This window comes from Fibrobacter sp. UBA4297 (assembly GCF_002394865.1).
GTDB lineage: Bacteria > Fibrobacterota > Fibrobacteria > Fibrobacterales > Fibrobacteraceae > Fibrobacter.
Map to the genome: position 1 here is coordinate 310,359 of NZ_DGUZ01000021.1, position 17,344 is coordinate 327,702.

Annotated in this window: 18 protein-coding genes; 9 read left to right on the top strand and 9 right to left on the bottom strand. The window is 50.4% G+C overall.

The window, feature by feature from the left end; all coding sequences use genetic code 11:
- Nucleotides 1–14: 14 nt before the first annotated feature.
- Both B3A20_RS13250 and B3A20_RS13255 read right to left on the bottom strand, forming a co-directional pair.
- Nucleotides 15–344 carry a class I SAM-dependent methyltransferase gene (locus B3A20_RS13250; RefSeq protein ID WP_414655240.1) on the bottom strand — a complete coding sequence of 110 codons (330 nt, stop codon included), beginning with the start codon at nt 342–344 and terminating at the stop codon, nt 15–17.
- Between the two features lie 123 nt (nt 345–467).
- Nucleotides 468–1,643, bottom strand: a complete 1,176-nt coding sequence (locus B3A20_RS13255; RefSeq protein ID WP_290765695.1) for an alpha/beta hydrolase — start codon at nt 1,641–1,643, stop codon at nt 468–470.
- Nucleotides 1,644–1,786: 143 nt separating this feature from the next.
- Between B3A20_RS13255 and B3A20_RS13260 the strand changes: the two genes are divergently transcribed.
- Both B3A20_RS13260 and B3A20_RS13265 read left to right on the top strand, forming a co-directional pair.
- The gene (locus B3A20_RS13260; protein WP_290765697.1) at nt 1,787–2,827 is read left to right on the top strand and encodes a DMT family transporter; all 1,041 of its coding nucleotides are present in this window, start codon (nt 1,787–1,789) and stop codon (nt 2,825–2,827) included.
- Between the two features lie 16 nt (nt 2,828–2,843).
- Nucleotides 2,844–3,632: a ZIP family metal transporter gene (locus B3A20_RS13265; protein WP_290765699.1), complete on the top strand. Its 789-nt coding sequence runs from the start codon at nt 2,844–2,846 to the stop codon at nt 3,630–3,632.
- Between the two features lie 2 nt (nt 3,633–3,634).
- On the opposite strand, the gene B3A20_RS13270 is transcribed toward B3A20_RS13265, so the two are convergent.
- The 5 genes from B3A20_RS13270 to B3A20_RS13290 form a co-directional block, all read right to left on the bottom strand.
- Nucleotides 3,635–5,038: an ATP-binding protein gene (locus B3A20_RS13270; protein ID WP_290765703.1), complete on the bottom strand. Its 1,404-nt coding sequence runs from the start codon at nt 5,036–5,038 to the stop codon at nt 3,635–3,637.
- Between the two features lie 116 nt (nt 5,039–5,154).
- Entirely contained in the window at nt 5,155–5,643 is a 489-nt protein-coding gene (locus tag B3A20_RS13275) for a GNAT family N-acetyltransferase (RefSeq protein WP_290765705.1), read from the bottom strand.
- Between the two features lie 23 nt (nt 5,644–5,666).
- Complete coding sequence (locus tag B3A20_RS13280) at nt 5,667–6,548, bottom strand: LysR family transcriptional regulator (RefSeq protein ID WP_290765708.1); 882 nt, start codon at nt 6,546–6,548, stop codon at nt 5,667–5,669.
- 72 nt (nt 6,549–6,620) lie between these two features.
- Nucleotides 6,621–6,929 carry a type II toxin-antitoxin system RelE/ParE family toxin gene (locus B3A20_RS13285; protein ID WP_290765711.1) on the bottom strand — a complete coding sequence of 103 codons (309 nt, stop codon included), beginning with the start codon at nt 6,927–6,929 and terminating at the stop codon, nt 6,621–6,623.
- A complete protein-coding gene (locus B3A20_RS13290; protein WP_097020928.1) occupies nt 6,930–7,175 on the bottom strand; it encodes a type II toxin-antitoxin system prevent-host-death family antitoxin in 246 nt (81 codons plus the stop codon).
- 197 nt (nt 7,176–7,372) lie between these two features.
- Between B3A20_RS13290 and B3A20_RS13295 the strand changes: the two genes are divergently transcribed.
- The 3 genes from B3A20_RS13295 to B3A20_RS13305 all read left to right on the top strand — a co-directional run bounded on the left by B3A20_RS13295 (nt 7,373) and on the right by B3A20_RS13305 (nt 9,945).
- On the top strand, nt 7,373–7,912 hold the full coding sequence (locus tag B3A20_RS13295; protein ID WP_290765717.1) for a flavodoxin family protein: 540 nt from the start codon (nt 7,373–7,375) through the stop codon (nt 7,910–7,912).
- 36 nt (nt 7,913–7,948) lie between these two features.
- Nucleotides 7,949–8,560: a DUF1349 domain-containing protein gene (locus tag B3A20_RS13300; protein ID WP_290765719.1), complete on the top strand. Its 612-nt coding sequence runs from the start codon at nt 7,949–7,951 to the stop codon at nt 8,558–8,560.
- A gap of 215 nt (nt 8,561–8,775) precedes the next feature.
- On the top strand, nt 8,776–9,945 hold the full coding sequence (locus B3A20_RS13305) for an alpha/beta hydrolase (RefSeq protein WP_414655241.1): 1,170 nt from the start codon (nt 8,776–8,778) through the stop codon (nt 9,943–9,945).
- 69 nt (nt 9,946–10,014) lie between these two features.
- Here the strand turns inward: B3A20_RS13305 and B3A20_RS13310 are convergent, their stop codons facing one another.
- Nucleotides 10,015–10,680, bottom strand: coding sequence for an MmcQ/YjbR family DNA-binding protein (locus B3A20_RS13310; protein WP_290765723.1), 666 nt, complete (start codon nt 10,678–10,680; stop codon nt 10,015–10,017).
- A gap of 153 nt (nt 10,681–10,833) precedes the next feature.
- On the opposite strand from B3A20_RS13310, the gene B3A20_RS13315 reads away from it, so the two are divergent.
- Complete coding sequence (locus tag B3A20_RS13315; RefSeq protein ID WP_290765725.1) at nt 10,834–11,997, top strand: Bcr/CflA family efflux MFS transporter; 1,164 nt, start codon at nt 10,834–10,836, stop codon at nt 11,995–11,997.
- A gap of 18 nt (nt 11,998–12,015) precedes the next feature.
- Here the strand turns inward: B3A20_RS13315 and B3A20_RS13320 are convergent, their stop codons facing one another.
- Nucleotides 12,016–14,571 carry a heavy metal translocating P-type ATPase gene (locus B3A20_RS13320; RefSeq protein ID WP_290765728.1) on the bottom strand — a complete coding sequence of 852 codons (2,556 nt, stop codon included), beginning with the start codon at nt 14,569–14,571 and terminating at the stop codon, nt 12,016–12,018.
- Nucleotides 14,572–14,754: 183 nt separating this feature from the next.
- On the opposite strand from B3A20_RS13320, the gene B3A20_RS13325 reads away from it, so the two are divergent.
- Genes B3A20_RS13325 through B3A20_RS13335 form a run of 3 tightly spaced genes read left to right on the top strand, consistent with a single transcriptional unit; the run spans nt 14,755 to nt 17,301 of the window.
- The gene (locus B3A20_RS13325; protein WP_290765730.1) at nt 14,755–15,129 is read left to right on the top strand and encodes an ArsR/SmtB family transcription factor; all 375 of its coding nucleotides are present in this window, start codon (nt 14,755–14,757) and stop codon (nt 15,127–15,129) included.
- 37 nt (nt 15,130–15,166) lie between these two features.
- On the top strand, nt 15,167–15,385 hold the full coding sequence (locus B3A20_RS13330; RefSeq protein WP_290765733.1) for a heavy-metal-associated domain-containing protein: 219 nt from the start codon (nt 15,167–15,169) through the stop codon (nt 15,383–15,385).
- A gap of 8 nt (nt 15,386–15,393) precedes the next feature.
- Entirely contained in the window at nt 15,394–17,301 is a 1,908-nt protein-coding gene (locus tag B3A20_RS13335) for a heavy metal translocating P-type ATPase (protein WP_290765736.1), read from the top strand.
- Nucleotides 17,302–17,344: the final 43 nt, after the last annotated feature.

Sequence of the window (17,344 nt, forward strand, 5' to 3'; positions counted from 1 at the left end):
AAGCGAAATAGTCTTCATTTCCCGCACTCCACATACGCCAAATCAATCCGCCCCTTAATAACGCAATTTTCCGTTATCGTCCAGCCATTCCCTTTTAAGAAAGACTTGTATTCGTCTTCCGTCCATTCGTGCGCAAAGCGGACACCGACAAGACTCAAAAGCTTTTGCCACAAGTTTCTTTTGCCGTCAGCAGGGAATATAAAGTTCGGAGCAATCAGCACTCCGTCATCTTTCAAGACGCGGCGGATTTCCGCAAGCGCCTTCGAGGGCTCCGGGATAATGTGGAGAGCATTCGCAATCACGACCACATCAAAAGCGTTGTCCATAAAGCGTAACGAAGTCACATCGCAAATTCATAAACCGGCGCAAAGACATTCCAAATGTTCTTACTCATATTTTTCTCCTAAAAAACGCACTTCCCTCTTGACAAGGAAAGTGCGCCAACCGATTAAAACAAAATCTAGTTATTAAAAGTTCTGTGCAACAACTATTTGCTTCCGCAAAACGGCACCATCCAAGAATTCAAACATCGTGCGGTAAGCGTTATCGCGAACTTCCTTACGCGAGAGGAACAAGTCATGCAAGCCGTCCGTAATCGTCACGGTCGTGACATCGTTACCCAATTTCGGAGCCCACTTTTCAAGGAGATTCACATCGAGCATGCAGTCGCAACGCATGTAGTCGTCATCCCACTTGACCGTATTTACCGTGCAGCCGCTACGCATCATGAGAACAGGAGCCTTGATTTGCATTCCCGCATGGATCCACTTGATGCCGCGAGTTGTCGCACGGAGGTAGCCAAAATACTGTTGCGGCCATTCATCACTTTTCAATTCACGATTGAATTCCCACTCGCCTTTTTCACTTTTCAGAAGAGAAATGTTGTACTTAGGGGCTTCCTGTTTCGGAGCGGGTGCATCGGGCAACAACAGCGCAATATCCGAGAACACAGGGAAAGCCACGTTGCGGACAAACCAGCTATTTTTATAATCTAGGAACGGGCTATTCAAAACGAGAGCCGCAAAATCTTCGCTATTGCGTTCATTCAGGTAATTCGGCGTAATCAGCCCACCCTGCGAATGGCCGAGAATGACAAACGGCAATTTCGCATTCGAGCCTTTCGACGCAATCCTCTTGCTAAGCGCAATAGCCGCATCCAATTCCGCATAGTATTCCTTAACACTTCGCATATCCGAACGCGGCTCACCTTCGCTATACGAACGACCATTGTAATGCAAGTCAATTGCAAAGAACGCAAAACCCGCAGAATCCGATTTTTCCGCAAGTTCTTCCTGGAAGAAGTAATCATTATAACCATGCACATACAAGATAATTCCACGCGGACTAGAAGCCTGCGCCACAGCACGCGGAGAACTTCCGTAAGGATATTCAATCAGCGTTGCATGGAAATCTTTGTCATACGGTTTCACATCAATCGGGTAAACCTGATAGGGTTCGCCAAGTTCTGGGTCCACCGTTTTCAACGGCAAAGCGTTATCAATAATAGTCTGTAGCGTAGTTGCCGTGAGAGGCTTACTATATGCCTCGTCGCGCTTCTTTTCCTTGCAGGCAGCAAGGCATGCATTTGCAGAAGTTGTAAAACAGAATACGGCCGCAACCGTAACGAGAAATGTCTTTTTCATGCTCACATGATAACAAAACATTTATACTATAACTACTCCAATTAGGCTATAAAAAATCCATTTGAAACCCGCGCATTGTTAGTTTTGTCTAATTTCAAAATTAAAGCCACCACAACATCCCCACGAAAAGCTATATTTAAAACATGAACAAAAATGCCATCGCGATTATCTACGCTATCGCAGCAGCAGCATTTTACGCATTGAACGTTCCCTGTTCCAAAATGTTGCTTACACAAATTTCACCCATTTTTCTAGCAGGATTACTTTATATCGGAGCAGGCCTCGGCATCGGCATTCTTTATTTACTTCACTTCAAGCACGAGCCTCAATCAGAAAGACTCGGCAAAAAGGATTTGCCCTATACCTTGGGAATGATTCTACTCGATATCATCGCCCCCATTTTGCTCATGTTCGGCGTAAAATACGGAACGTCGGGCAATGCCTCTCTACTAGGGAATTTCGAAATTGTAGCCACAACGCTAATAGCTCTTTTCATCTTTAAAGAAAAAGTTTCTCTGCGCTTATGGTTTGCTATTTTATTTGTAACGATATCTAGTTTCATTCTCTCTTTTGAAAATGATGAAGGTTTCAAATTTTCAGTAGGTTCCATCTTTGTTCTCGGAGCGACAATCTGCTGGGGTCTAGAAAACAACTGCACCAAAAAAATTTCAGACAAAAGCACATATCAAATTGTAACCATAAAAGGACTTTGTTCAGGAATCGGTTCAATAATCGTTTCCGTAGCAACAAACGAAACCAACGTTGTTGCCAAGTACATTCCATTGGCGCTATTGCTTGGTTTCATAGCCTACGGCTTGAGCATTTTCACATACATCCGCGCACAAAAATATTTGGGAGCGGCAAAGACTAGCGCATTTTATGCCATAGCGCCATTTATCGGCGTCCTATTTTCCATAGTTCTTTTGAACGAAGAAATCACAACACAATACATCGTAGCGCTATTGATTATGATTGCAGGAACTGCCTTCGTCATTTACGACACGTTAATTCGTGAGCATTCACACTTGCACAAGCATATTTTCACGCACACGCACAATGGGATATCCCATACGCACACCATTGAGCACTCTCACTTGCATAGCCACTTTTTTTCAAGCGCAAAACACGGCCATCATCACAACGTCAAAGATTTAGAAAAACTCGCAAACGATTTACACGCATAATATTATCTTATAACGCATGAATCAAGCTTTTATTCCGATTATCCAAGGCCTCACCATCCCATTTTTAGGGACGGTTCTCGGCGCAGCCTGCGTATTCTTTATCCACGGGCAAATGAAGCAGAACCTCAAGCGCGGACTTTTAGCATTTGCGGCAGGAGTCATGGTAGCGGCATCCGTCTGGAGCCTGCTCCTCCCGGCTATCGAAGCTAGCGAGCATTTGGGTAAATTAGCATTCGCACCCGCCGCAGTGGGGTTCTGGGCAGGTATTTTATTCCTGTTCATTTTGGATAAAATCACACCTCATTTGCATTTGGGCAGTCAAACTCCTGAAGGACCAAGAGCAAAACTCAAACGCACCACAATGCTCACGCTCGCCGTGACGCTCCACAATTTACCCGAAGGCATGGCTGTCGGCATCGTTTTCGCAGGGTGGCTTTCCGGGAACGTCGCCATCACGCTCTCGGCCGCATTCGCGCTTTCCATCGGTATCGCGATACAAAACTTCCCTGAAGGAGCAGTCGTTTCTCTCCCGCTAAAAGCCGAAGGCGCAACGCGCAAAAAGGCATTCGCACTTGGGGCGCTCTCCGGAGCTGTCGAACCCATCGGTGCATTGATTACCTTAATCGCCGCCGAAATTCTTTCGCCGTTCATGCCCTACCTGCTCTCGTTTGCGGCAGGCGCAATGATTTACGTTGTCGTCGAAGAAATGCTCCCCGAAGTGAGCGAAGGCGACCACTTTGACGCAGGCACAATTCTCTTCACCGTCGGCTTCACGCTCATGATGGCACTCGACAGCGCGCTTTAAAATCAAGCAAACAATTCTTTTATCGAAATAACCTTGTAATTGCCCAGATTTTTTATTTTCTTCTTGACTCCAGCCGTGACGCCCTTTCTGGAAAAAATCCAAAAATACAAATTGTCGCGTTTAATACACGGTGCGCACGCCTGCAAGTCAGAAAGTTCAGTCTCATCAAACGCCTTTTCAGTGTATTTACATTCGCAAAGAATGGCATTATTCTCATCTTGGGCAACAATGTCTATTTCCTCTTGACGTTTCGCAAGAGGGTTATTACCCCACCAGCGTCCAACTTGTTCAGCAAAGAACGGAAGCTCGCCATTATAGGATTTTTCCATAATAAACTGCGAGCACACTCTTTCAAATCGATGCCCAATATATCCATTTAAGCTTTCAGTTGTAAACTCTCTATCGTAATAAATTTCAGGTGAAATAAGCCCATTCAACATATTCAAATGTTTATAAATAAACCTGAAATAAAAAGCAAAGTAGTTATCGTCAATGGAATAAAGCGTATTGCGAGCCTTGCCTTTTTCGCCAACAGGGATTTCTGTTTTGATAAATCCCAAATTTTGAAGGACGTTCAGGTATTTTGCAATCTTCGCCCCATCTTCTCCAACCTTCATCTTTATATCATTAAGCGTCGAAGCACCAGAATTGATAGCAAGCAGAATATTCTTATAAAAAAGCGTTTCTTTGAGTTCCATGCGAAGCAACGTATCAATTTCATTGTATAAGTAGCCCGTTGTAGAAAGGCAATTTTTGATGACGTTCTCGCGAATAGAAACGGAATCGTCAAAAAGAGAAAGGTATAGAGGAATACCGCCAAGAATTGAATAAACCGTTAGGACTTCTTCGTCACTATATTTGGGGAAAAATTCTTTAGATTCTTTATATGAAAATGGTTGCAATTTCAAATCGGCAGTCTTGCGACCATATAAAGGTTTGGTCGAATCATCAAACAAGTCCTCAATAACAGAAACTTCAGAACCGCACAAAATAAAAAAAATGTTCTTTTTTTTCAGAATTCGGTCAATAGCATTCTGCAGCCCCGAATCGTATACAGGATTTGAATTGTACAAATAAGTAAACTCGTCAATAATGATATTCACACGTTTAGAAAAAGCGGCACCATCGATGAACGAGTAGACATCCTGCCAAGTCTCAAGTGAATTCAAAAAATCGCCAGCATTTAAGACCCGCTTCAATTCCGTACAAAAATTACGAACATTATTGGCTTCGCTCCCTTTGTCAGCAGTAAAGAACACAGTATCCTTTTCATGAAGCGAGGCAAAGTGAGCCAAAAGAAAACTCTTGCCCACACGCCTACGACCATGCATGATTAGCATTTCAAATTTCTTAGACCGATAAAGATCTTCAAGAAGCTTTAATTCTCTTTTACGTCCGACAAACATATTATTTACTCCAAAGTTATTAACTTTAAAGTTATTTACTCTAGAGTTAATATAAAAATTTTATTTTAGAAAGTCAATAGACCTATCCAAAAGCGCTTTTTTTGCAAAAAAAATCGCTACAGTTCAATATAGTGCGGGATAATATCTTCGTAGTTTCCGTCCTTGAGCAGGAATCCCTTGGGAATCACGCCTAGCTGCGTAAAGCCAAGTTTTTTGTACAACTTCAGTGCTGACGTATTCGTCGCGACAACCGCGTTGAACTGCAAAATCCTGAAGCCGATTTCCTTTGCCTTCGCGAGGCAATCTTTCATGAGAAATTCACCGATGTGCTGACCGCGCTTGTTCTTCTTCACCGCATAGCTCGCATTCGAAATGTGCCCGCAGCGCCCGACATTGTTCGGGTGGAGAATGTATAGCCCCACAACCTCGCCGGAGTCCGTATCAACAGCGATGCCCGTGAACGACTGCGACTTGAAAAAGGCGTCGCCCGTTTGCGAATTCAGCAATTCCGTTTGCGGGAACGCAACCCCGTCTTCGACAATGTCGTTCCAGATTGCAATCGCGTCGTTGATATACTTTGTACTGTATCCTTCAATCCTAAGCATGAGAATAATCCACTAATTTCTTTTTATTCCCCCAGCACGTGCCGGAGCGTATCAAGGAAAAGTTCGCCCGCCCGCGTGAACTGCTGGCCCCGCCGCCAAATGATGTACATGTTGGTGGTGAGCTCGGGCATGAGCGGCCTGAAACACAAGCGCGAAGTGCGGCTCGTATCCACCAGGCCGTCGAAAGTGAGCAGGTAGCCCGTGCCCTCTTTGGCAAGCACTGAACCGTTGTACGAAAGATCGAGCCCCACAATCACGTTCAGCTTCGAAATATCGTCGCCGAACCATTTCGGCAAATCCGCCACCATCGCCTGGCGCGACGCCAACAGCGGCTTGTCGAGCAAGTCCTTCGGCTCGATGAAATCTCGCTTGGCCAAAGGGTCGTCGCGACGCATCACCACGCCCCAGCGGTCCACCGAACGCACCGCAAGGCAGTTGTACTTTTCCAAATCGACGTTGTCTACAACCACCGCGAAATCGAAAATGCCCTTGTCCAGCTTTTCCAGGGCGCGCTCGCTGTCGCCCGAATATAAGTTGTACTTAATCTTCGGATAGTCGTCCCGGAGAATCCCGATGCACTTCGAAAGAAAGCTCACGTTCCGCGATTCCGCGCAGGCAATGGCAATTTCACCCACCACCTCGTCTTCCTTCAGCGACTTGAAATCCTGCACCGTCCTGTCCGCCATCGAAAGGATGTCCTCCGCACGCTCCCGCAAGAGTTCCCCCGCAGGTGTGAGCCGAATCGCGTAATTCGTGCGCTCGAAAAGCTTTTCGCCCAGTTCCTCCTCCAACTCCTTGAGCTGGCGACTCACCGTCGGCTGCGTCACGCAAAGATTATCCGCCGCGCGCGAGACATTCCCCAACCGCGCCGCCTCCAAAAAATACCGCAAAACTCGAAGTTCCATACCCGAAAACTAATAAAATTCAAGCCCCGCAGGTATGAAATTGCAAAAATAATGCCCGGAAGGAATAACTGATTACAATCCCAAAATCCTCAGATAGTCCATCCGGCTATTCAAAATTCGAATGACAAAAACTTTATCACGTTCGTTCCGGTAAAAGACCAAATACCCGCTGACAGAAAGGCAACGATACTTCGTCAAGCTATTTACCTTACCTCTTGACGAAGGGCCGATCTCGGGGAAGACGGCTAAGTCGTCAATGGCATCAAGAATTTCAATGAGTTTTTCGTTCGCCGCCTTGGGACTTTCCAGCTCGGTTTCGATATAAGCTTTGATGCCGTCTAAATCTTCGACGGCTTTTGGCGAAAATACGATGGAGGGCATCTAGACCTCGTATTTTTTCCGCACATCAGCGGCGGAAAGCCATCGTCCCTGTTCGGCGGAGCGTTCGCCTTCGACAAGAGCCTTCTGTAACTTCAGTTCGGCGACCATGCGTTCGTATTCCTTGATGTCTATTACAACGTAACAACCGCGACCGTTCTTGGTCAAAAAGACTGGAGAATCTTCGGTCACGTTCTGAAGAACTTCGTTATAATTGCGCAAATCAGAAACTGGCAAAATACAGGGCATGGGGAACCTCCTTTCCTAAAATACAAAATTTTAAGAATAATTGCAAGTAAAATTCAACGAAGTACGCGCGGTATTGTGAGTTTTCCGCCTTAAATCTATGCCTAATAAGCATATCTAGTTATGAAAACAAAGTATTTGCAATATCTGAAAAATGAAGGTATATTTGAACATGTAAAGACTTCAACCGAGAGGAACCTATGAAAAAAGTATTGGTCTTGTCCAGCAGCTTGCGCAAGGGAAGCAATTCCGAAACCCTGGCGCAGGAGTTCGCGAAAGGTGCCGCCGAGGCGGGCAACAAGGTGGAATTCGAGTCGCTGCGCGGCAAGAAGATCGGTTTCTGCATGGGCTGCCTCGCTTGCCAGAAGAAGGGCAAATGCGTCATCAAGGACGACGCGCCTGCCATCACCAAGAAGATGGAATCGGCTGATGTCATCGTGTTCGCGACACCGATTTACTATTACGAGATGAGCGGCCAGCTCAAGACGATGCTCGACCGCGCGAATTCCCTCTATTCTAGCGATTACAAGTTCCGCGAAATTTACCTGCTCACATCTGCCGCCGACACCGACGCGAAGGCCATGAACATCGCAAAGCGCGGCATTGGCGGGTGGATAGCCTGCTTTGACGGCGTGAAGCTCAAGGGCTCCCTCTGCGCCACGGGTGCCGAAAGCGCAGGCGATGTCAAGAAGAATTCCGCGCTCCTGAAAAAGGCGTTCACCATGGGAAAGAAAGTTTAATAAAGGGTGATCAACTATGAAAAAAAGGTATTCCTCATGAAGCAAGTTTTTGACACTGCCGACCTGAAATGGACTCGCGAACCTGCAACTTACAAAGTTGGCGAGGATGAAATTTGCATCGTGACTGATCCGCATACGGATCTCTGGCAAAGAACTTATTACCGTTTTCGCAACGACAATGCGCCGGTTCTTCAGATTGAAACGGAGGAAAAATTTTTCTCGTTTGTCGTGAAAACAGATTTTTCTGGAAGCCATCATCGCTTCGATCAGTGCGGAATCGCTATGTATCTTGATTCTGAAAATTGGCTGAAAGCATCTGTTGAATACGAAAATGAAAAATTCCAGCATCTTGGTTCGGTTGTAACCAACCACGGTTATTCCGACTGGGCTACGACTGCTATCAGTGCCGAAATTAAAACGATGTGGTTCCGCTTTAGCCGTCGAGAAAGTGACTATTGCGTAGAATGCTCGCAAGATGGAAAAAACTTCACGCAAATGCGCATTTGCCACATGTGGGAAGGTGCTGGAAAAATCCGCTTTGGTATTTACGCTTGTAGCCCTGAAGATTCCTCGTTCTTGGCAAAATTTTCAGACTTTGCATTGACGGAATGCCTGTGGAAAGCTCACGACGGCCAGCAACCTGATTGAATTTGTTTATTAAATATCCATGCCTAAAAAGCATAACAAACCATAGTAAATAAGCAATTGCTATTGTACAGGGAATAAATAATATTAAAAACGTAAAGGGAGATGCCCGCTCGGAGACGGGCATGACAAATTAAGTCGAAATTTTTATTAGGAGATAAATCATGAAATCCAGATTCTTAAAAGCGGCGCTCGCCGTGGTTTCCGCATGCACCCTGATGGCATGCTCCCCCGAAAAAGCCCCTTCGACTGGTTCGACAGGCTCACCAACCTTATCAGGGACCTTGTCGGCAACAAAGCAGGCAACAGAAACAGCCTCCGCGGCACAACAGACAAAGGACGAAAATATGAACAAGCTCACGCTCACCGCCGAATGGGACAAGGTTTTCCCCAAGAGCGACAAGGTCGAACATTCCAAGGTCACTTTCAAGAACCATTTTGGCATTGAACTCGCCGCAGACATGTTCGTGCCCAAGGACACGAGCCTCAAGGTGAACGGCAAGTTCCCGGCGATTGCAGTCTCTGGCCCGTTCGGCGCCGTCAAGGAACAGTCCAGCGGCCTTTACGCCCAGCAGATGGCGGAACGCGGATTCCTGACCATCGCGTTCGACCCGAGCTTCACCGGCGAATCGGGCGGCGAACCGCGCTACATGAACAGCCCGGACATCAACACCGAAGACTTCATGGCGTCCGTGGACTTTCTCTCGACCCGCGACAACGTTGACCCGGAACGCATCGGCATCATCGGCATTTGCGGCTGGGGCGGCATGGCGATTAACGCCGCCGGCATCGATACCCGCGTCAAGGCGACGGTTGCCTCGACCATGTACGACATGAGCCGCGTGACCGCAAACGGCTACTTCGATTCCGCAAACAACGCCGATGCCCGTAACGAGGCCCGCAAGGCTCTGATGGCCCAGCGCACCAAGGACTTCAAGAACGGCACGTACGACCTGGCCGGCGGTGTCATTGACCCGCTCCCGAACGACGCTCCTTACTTTGTCAAGGATTACTACGCCTACTACAAGACCCCGCGTGGCTACCACAAGCGCTCCCTCAACAGCAACAAGGGCTGGGCCGCCTCCGCAGGCACCTCGCTCATGAACACCAAGCTCCTCGCATATGCCAACGAAATCCGTAACCCGGTGCTCATCATCCACGGCGAAAAGGCCCACAGCCGCTACTTCGGCGAAGGCGCATTCGAAAAGATGACCGGCAAGAAGGCGAACGTCCCCGCAAAACTCGACGCCACCAAGAACTGGAGCAAAACCGTCGGCAACAAGGAACTCCTCGTTATCCCCGGAGCCTCCCACGTGGACCTCTACGACAACCTGGAAAAAATTCCCTTCGAAAAGCTGAACGAATTCTTCAAGACAAACTTGAAGTAAAAGAAAACCATCAAACTGCGACAATTATCGCTGCTGTCCAAGGTCACAAATGTGACCTTGGTTGCTTTTTCACGCCAGCGTATAGCTTTTATCCAGCAATTTCTTGATTTCGGTTAGCGGCACCGTTCCGTCAAGGATGACCGTTACCCAGCTTTTCTTGTTCATGTGGTATGCGGGGAGGTAGCCGGGCTTTTTCAGGAGCTCCGGCAATTCTTTCGGGACTATCTTGAAGTTTGCCACTTCGATAATCTCGTCGCCCTTGAGGCCAACTTTTGATTTTTCGACAGTCCCCAATAGGCAATACCATTTCTTGTTTTCGTGCTTGCGGATGGCGGCGAATTGCGGAAACCGTTCCCACAGATATTCGGGCTTGTCTCCGTATTTTTGCTCCGCGTAGCCAATCAGGTCGTTCGCTGATTTCCTTTTAAAAATCTGCGCCTCAAAACATTCGTTGATGAATTTATCCGTAATAGCGAAGACTTCTTTGCGGATGCGGCCCACGAGAGCGCCCTGCACTGACAGCACCGAAAACAGTAGGTATTCTTCGCCGGAATCGTTATCGAACACCTTGACTGAAACCTTCTTCCCCCGTCCCACTCTGATTTCAAGACGGAATTGCCCGCCAAGTATTTCGCGGACGAGCGCATAGTTAGACCCTTCCTTCGTGAACCCGAAAGGAACGAGTTTCTTGACAAGAAGTTTCTTGCCGTTGAATTGTTCTTCGATGCTTGTCACGATCAAAAAGATAGATAAAATCCTTGCCAACGGAAAAATTTTTTCCTAAATTCGCTTGCGAAATCAACGTGTAGCGGTCCCGCATAAGTCCAGTTGTATGGCTTTGCGGGCTTTTTTTATGGCGATTCCGTGCGGTTTCGCCAAGAGGAATTTATGAGCGGAAAACAGAAATTCACTTTCCTTATGCTGTTGCTTGGGCTGCTTTCGGCGTTTGGTCCCTTCGTGACGGACCTTTACTTGCCGGCCCTCCCGAGCCTTGCCGATTACTTTGCGGCAAGCCCCTCGATGGCACAGCTTAGCCTCACCATGAGCATGCTCGGACTTTCGGTGGGGCAACTCTTTGTAGGCCCGCTGAGCGACAAGTACGGCCGCAAAAAGTTGTTGCTAGTTTGTCTGTTGCTTTTTGTTTGCGGGACTGTCGCTTGCATTGTCGCCCCGAACATCGTAACTTTCAATGTGTTCCGCCTGCTGCAGGGCATGGCGGCGTCCGGCGGCATCGTGATTGCCCGTTCCATTTCGGCGGATTCCTACCGTGGCCCCGTCCTCACCAAGTTCCTCGCCATGGTGAGCGCTGTGAACGGAGTCGCCCCGATTATAGCCCCGGTGCTGGGTGGTTTCTTGCTTAATTTCATGAGCTGGAAAGGGACTTTCGCGGTGTTGCTCCTGTATGGAGCGCTGTTGCTGTTTATGTCAGGGAAATTCCAGGAATCGCTCCCGGTAAAACGCCGCAGCAAAAAATCTGTCTTTGCGAGCTTTAGCTTGTACATAAAGGTATTCAAGAATCACACCTACGTTTCGTATTTCTTGGTATGCACATTCCCAATGATTATCTTGTTCGGGTATATCGCGTCTTCGCCCTTTATCTACCAAAAAATCTACGGCCTTTCGCCTGTGGGCTTTAGTCTGTGCTTTGCGCTGAACGCCGTTTTCACGGCCATCGGTTGCGCGTTGTCGGGCAAAGTCGGCAACGAAATCAAGGCCTTGAAAATCGCGGGCACGGGAATGTTCGTTTTCGCAATTGCTGTTGCTGTCGCCCTCATGACGCACGCTTTACTCCCGATTCTGCAGGTCACCTTCATGGGGCTTACGTTCATGTTCGGCATGAGTCAGCCCCCGGCAAACGCGTTGGCTTTGAACGCCGAACGCGCAAATGCAGGCACCGCAGCCGCGGCCATAGGGGCATCGGGCTTCTTGATGGGCGGAATCGTTTCTCCGCTGGTGGGCATGGGCGACATCGCCACAAGTGCATCAATCGTGCTTCTTGTGGGTGCAGTGTTGACGCTTATTTCGATTTCGGCAATGGCCTTTCGCCGTTAATCTTTGAATGTCTCGCCATCACCCGATAAACTCGTAGCCCGCTTCCTTTACGGCATCGGCGATGGTCGAATCGGGAATCTCGCGGGAGAATTTCACCAGCAGTTCGCCTTTCTTGTGGTCTGCCGCGGCGCTTTCCACGCCGTCGATGGATTCTACCGCCTTCTTGACGGAGGCTTCGCAATGGGGGCACATCATGCCCTCGACCTTGAACTTCTTTTGCATATTTTTTCCTTTGGCCGGTGCGGCCTTGTTTTTGAATAAATTAAGTCTTAGAGCGTTTGTCACCACGCAGAAACTGGAAAGGCTCATAGCGAACGCGGCGAAGGTGGCGTTCAGTGTCCAACCGAACAGGTGGTAGAAGCAACCTGCCGCAAGGGGTATTCCGACGACATTGTAGATAAACGCCCAGAACAGGTTCTCGTGGATGTTGCGGATGGTCCGCCGGCTGAGCCTTATGGCGGTCACCACGTCCCACAGGGAATTCTTGACCAGCACCACGTCGGCGGCATCCAATGCTACGTCGGAACCCGCTCCGATAGCAAAGCCCACATGGGCACGGGTCAATGCCGGAGCGTCGTTGATGCCGTCACCGACCATGGCTACTGTAGAATTTTCCATGAGCTCCCGGATCACGTCGTCTTTCCCTTGTGGGAGCACTCCCGCGAAAACCCGGTCAATGCCTGCCTGCCGGGCGATTTCGTTTGCCGTCAGTTCGTTGTCGCCCGTGAGCATGCACACCTTGAGCCCCATAGACTTGAGTTCTCCGATCGCAAGGCGGGAGTCGCTCCGCACGCTGTCGGCAACGGTAATGGTCCCGAGGAGTTTGGAAGTGCCGTTTTCAAGGGAAAGCGCGAAGAGCAGAGGAGTCTCGCCCCGCGCAGACGATTCGCGAATTTTGCTTTCGACAGCTTCGGAAATCTGGATGTGCTCCCGCACAAAGCGCAATGAGCCTCCCAGGAGCACTTGCCTTTCGGTGCCCGAAACTAGGGTGGCTTTCAGTCCGAAACCGGGGAGTACCTCGAAACTTTCGGGCACCACGGAACCGGAAATGTCCGCAATCCAGGCCTGTAGCGACTGTCCGGATTTTTCCGATTCTCGCCTTGCCAGCTCCGTAACGGCTTTTGCCAGGGGGTGTTCGCTTCGCGATTCCAGCGCCGAGGCGTAGCGTAGCAGTTCGCTTTCGCTTACACCGTTTTCCGGAAAAATTCCGACAACGGCGGGAGTGCCGCTGGTGATGGTCCCCGTCTTGTCCAGGACGACGGTTCTTATGCGGCCGACCGTTTCTAGTGCCGCCGATGTCTTGAACAGGATTCCGTGCCGGGCGCCCACCCCGTTTGCCACCATGATGGCCACGGGAGTCGCAAGTCCCAGCGCGCAGGGGCAGCTAATGACCAGCACAGCAATTCCCCTTGCAAGCGCAAAGCCCGTCTCCGCTCCTACCAGGAGCCACACTAGGGTAGCGACGGCTGCAATGGCGATAACCACGGGCACGAATATGCCTGCAACCTTGTCTGCAATTTTAGATATGGGCGCCTTGGTTGCGGAGGCGTCGCTCACCATCCGGATAATCTGGGAAAGCGTGGTGTCTTCGCCTACGCGGGTGGCGCGGCATTCCAGGAAACCCGACCGGTTGACCGTCGCCGAGGCCACCTTGTCGCCTGCAGCCTTGTCAACGGGGATGCTTTCGCCGGTAAGGGCGGATTCGTCTACGGCAGAGGCTCCCTTGAGCACGATTCCGTCGACAGGAACCGATGACCCAGGCTTTACCACAAACACGTCGCCTACCTGCACCTGGTCTATGGGGACCAATTTTTCTTGACCGTCCACCAGGAGCGTCGCCGTCTTGGGGGCGAGATCCATAAGCGCCTTGAGGGCGTTCGTGGTGCGGCCCTTGGATATGGCCTCCAGGAGTTTCCCGACGGTAATCAGGGTGACGATGGTTGCCGCTCCCTCGAAAAAGAACTTGTCCATGAAGGCCTTTGCGGCGTCCGAGCCGCCGACCAGCTGGGCCCGCGACATCGCGAAAAGCACCGCGAGGCTGTACAGGTACGACACTCCCGCCCCCAAGGCCACGAGGGAATCCATGTTGGGAGCGCGGTTTATGATTCCTCGGGCACCGTTTACAAAGAATTTCTGGTTGATGACCAGCACCACTGTCGTAAGCGCGAGCTGCAACAGGGCCATGGCCACGTGGTTCGGCTCCGGTTCCAGGAACCAGCGCGGCAAGGGAAAGTCAAACGACATGTGCCCCATGCTGAAATATAGCAGGGGGAGCAAGAACAGGAGCGACCAGACGAGCCTATTCTTGAGCACCGGGAGTTCCTTGTCTTCGAGCCTATCCCGTCCCGTTTCGGCGGAATTTTTTGTGCCGGATGCCGTAAGGGGTTCGGCACCGTAGCCGGCGGCCTCCACGGCCTTGATAATGTCGTCGCCAGGCACCGGACCTTCTACGACCATCGAATGGGTGAGCAGGTTCACGTCGCAGCGTTCTACCCCGGGCAGCGCCTTCACAGCGCGCTCCACCCGTGCGACGCAGGCGGCGCAGCTCATACCCGTTACATTGTATCTGTCCATAACAATCTCCGAAAAAAAAATATAAAAAAAGCCAAATCCCTTGACATACGGTTCTGCCTTTTCTACATTAAAAGTTGAACAATTGTTCAACTGTTGAAAATTTAAACGGACTTGAGCAGTCCAAAGCAGGTTGAAAAAGGCTTCAAAAAGTCAAAAAAGGACCCGAACGGTCCAGAGGCGAATATGACTGGAAAAGTGGAAAACGATATTGAATTGGAAGGCGCCGACTGCACATGCATCCACGACGACGTGGTGAAGGCCGTGCGCCCACGCATCCCCGAAGACGAACTCCTGATGGACATCGCGGATATCTTCAAGATTTTCAGCGACTTTACCCGCGTAAAAATTCTTTGCGCTCTGATGAACGCCGAAATGTGCGTAAGCGACATCTCGGTGCTGCTTTCCATGACCAAGTCCTCCATTTCACACCAGCTGCGCATACTGAAGCATTCGAACCTGGTGAAGTACCGCAAGGAAGGGAGCGTGGTGTACTACTCCCTTGCCGACGAACACGTGAAAACCATATTCAACCAGGGTATGGAACACGTTCTGGAGTAAGGAAAAAGTTTAACAAATAAAGTAAGGAAACATCATCATGAAAAAGAAATTCAAGCTCGAAGACCTCGACTGTGCAAACTGTGCCGCCAAGATGGAAGCCGCCATCAAGAAGATTGACGGCGTGATAGATGCGTCGGTGAACTTCATGACGCAGAAGTTTACGCTGGAAGCCCCGGATGACCGTTTTGACGCCATCTTTGCAGAGGCCAAGACCATCTGCGCCAAGGTGGAACCCGACTGCAGAATCCTGGGCTAGAAAACGTCATGACCAAATCCCAGAAGAAAAACCTTGTTCGCATTGTCGTCTCCGCCGTGTTCTTTTTTGCGTTTATCGCAGTGGAACACTTCGGCAATCTAGGCGACAACTGGATTCTTTGGCTCTGCCTGTATGCAGTCCCCTACCTAATTGTGGGCTACGACATATTCGGCAAGGCGTTCAAGAACATCCGGGGTGGCCAGGTCTTTGACGAGAACTTCCTCATGGTGGTCGCGACGGTGGCCGCCTTCGGGATTCACGAGTTCTCGGAAGCGGTGGCGGTCATGCTGTTTTACCAAGTGGGAGAGCTTTTCCAGGGGTATGCGGTAGGCAAGTCACGCAAGTCCATCAGCGCCATGATGGATATTTGCCCCGAATACGCGAATGTGGAACGCGACGGGTCACTTGTCCAGGTAGACCCGGACGAGGTGGAAATCGGCGACATCATCGTGGTGAAGCCCGGAGAGCGCATTCCCCTGGACGGTGTTGTGGTCGAGGGAGAATCGCTGGTGGATACCGCGGCACTCACAGGCGAATCCGTGCCGAGGAGAGTCTCTGTCGGGAGCGACATCATCAGCGGTTGCGTGAACGGAAGTTCCACTTTCAAGGTGAAGGTGACCAAGGCTTTCGAAGATTCCACGGTATCCCGCATCCTGGAACTTGTCGAAAACGCGAGCAGCAAGAAGGCCCGCGTCGAGAATTTTATTACACGTTTTGCGCGCGTCTACACGCCCATCGTTACGGCGGCGGCGGTGCTACTCGCTATTGTCCCGCCGCTACTCTTCGGTGAACAGTGGGCCACCTGGATTGAACGCGCCTGCATTTTCCTTGTGGTTTCGTGCCCCTGCGCCTTGGTGATTTCGGTCCCCCTCGGATTCTTCGCGGGCATCGGGGCCGCTTCCAAACTGGGCGTTCTGGTAAAAGGGAGCAACTATCTTGAAGTCGTCTCCAAGGTAAAGACGGTAGTCTTCGACAAGACGGGAACCCTTACCAAAGGCGAATTCAAGGTGGTGAAAATCCTGCCTGCAGAACAAGCGAGCGGGAATGGCTCTAGAATAGATGCAGACAAGCTATTGGAGATCGCAGCCCTCGGGGAATCCTGCTCGAACCACCCCATTGCGCAATCGGTGCTGGAAGCTTACGCCAATACCCACGCCGGTGCAGCTCCGGAACTTTCACGCGTGGGGGCTTCCGAAGAAATCCCGGGCAGGGGAATCCGCATTCCCGTAGATGGCAAGCAGACACTGCTCGGGAACGAGCGTCTGATGCAGGGCGAAAAAATCGAATTCACGCCACATGTGTCCGCAGGGACCGTCATCTATGTCGCCCAGGAGGGCGTTTTCCTCGGGACCATCGTCATCTCGGATACGGTCAAGGAAGGCTGCGCTGAAGCCATCGGCGGGCTCAAGCTTGCCGGTGTCGAAAAATGCGTGATGCTCACCGGCGACCACAGGCGCTCTGCCGAGGCGGTGGCGGGCGAGCTCGGCATAGACGAGTTCCATGCTGAACTTTTGCCGGCAGACAAGGTGGAACGCGTCGAAACCCTGCTCGGGGCAAGGCGCGAAGGCGACATGCTGGCCTTTGTGGGCGACGGCATCAACGACGCCCCGGTGCTTTCCCGCGTAGATGTCGGGATAGCCATGGGGAGCCTCGGGAGCGATGCCGCCATCGAGGCTGCAGACATAGTCATCATGGACGACGACATCAGGAAAATTCCCGCAACGGTACGCCTTGCACGCAAGACCATGCACATCGTGAGGCAGAACATCATGTTTGCCCTCTCCGTGAAGGCGGTCATACTGGTGCTTGGCGCCGTAGGGATTGCCAATATGTGGATGGCCGTGTTCGGCGACGTGGGCGTCTCCGTCATCGCGATTCTCAACTCCATGCGGATGCTGGGATTCAAGGCGAAGTAAAATAGACTCACCCCTTGACAGAAAATTTTTTCATTCTGTTTTT

Excerpts from the sequence above, each read along its gene's own strand:
- B3A20_RS13255 (WP_290765695.1), bottom strand. The coding sequence starts at position 1,643 with ATGAAAAAGACATTTCTCGTTACGGTTGCGGCCGTATTCTGTTTTACA.
- B3A20_RS13260 (WP_290765697.1), top strand. The coding sequence starts at position 1,787 with ATGAACAAAAATGCCATCGCGATTATCTACGCTATCGCAGCAGCAGCA.
- B3A20_RS13265 (WP_290765699.1), top strand. The coding sequence starts at position 2,844 with ATGAATCAAGCTTTTATTCCGATTATCCAAGGCCTCACCATCCCATTT.
- B3A20_RS13270 (WP_290765703.1), bottom strand. The coding sequence starts at position 5,038 with ATGTTTGTCGGACGTAAAAGAGAATTAAAGCTTCTTGAAGATCTTTAT.
- B3A20_RS13275 (WP_290765705.1), bottom strand. The coding sequence starts at position 5,643 with ATGCTTAGGATTGAAGGATACAGTACAAAGTATATCAACGACGCGATT.
- B3A20_RS13280 (WP_290765708.1), bottom strand. The coding sequence starts at position 6,548 with ATGGAACTTCGAGTTTTGCGGTATTTTTTGGAGGCGGCGCGGTTGGGG.
- B3A20_RS13285 (WP_290765711.1), bottom strand. The coding sequence starts at position 6,929 with ATGCCCTCCATCGTATTTTCGCCAAAAGCCGTCGAAGATTTAGACGGC.
- B3A20_RS13290 (WP_097020928.1), bottom strand. The coding sequence starts at position 7,175 with ATGCCCTGTATTTTGCCAGTTTCTGATTTGCGCAATTATAACGAAGTT.
- B3A20_RS13295 (WP_290765717.1), top strand. The coding sequence starts at position 7,373 with ATGAAAAAAGTATTGGTCTTGTCCAGCAGCTTGCGCAAGGGAAGCAAT.
- B3A20_RS13300 (WP_290765719.1), top strand. The coding sequence starts at position 7,949 with ATGAAGCAAGTTTTTGACACTGCCGACCTGAAATGGACTCGCGAACCT.
- B3A20_RS13305 (WP_414655241.1), top strand. The coding sequence starts at position 8,776 with ATGGCATGCTCCCCCGAAAAAGCCCCTTCGACTGGTTCGACAGGCTCA.
- B3A20_RS13315 (WP_290765725.1), top strand. The coding sequence starts at position 10,834 with ATGAGCGGAAAACAGAAATTCACTTTCCTTATGCTGTTGCTTGGGCTG.
- B3A20_RS13320 (WP_290765728.1), bottom strand. The coding sequence starts at position 14,571 with ATGGACAGATACAATGTAACGGGTATGAGCTGCGCCGCCTGCGTCGCA.
- B3A20_RS13325 (WP_290765730.1), top strand. The coding sequence starts at position 14,755 with ATGACTGGAAAAGTGGAAAACGATATTGAATTGGAAGGCGCCGACTGC.
- B3A20_RS13330 (WP_290765733.1), top strand. The coding sequence starts at position 15,167 with ATGAAAAAGAAATTCAAGCTCGAAGACCTCGACTGTGCAAACTGTGCC.
- B3A20_RS13335 (WP_290765736.1), top strand. The coding sequence starts at position 15,394 with ATGACCAAATCCCAGAAGAAAAACCTTGTTCGCATTGTCGTCTCCGCC.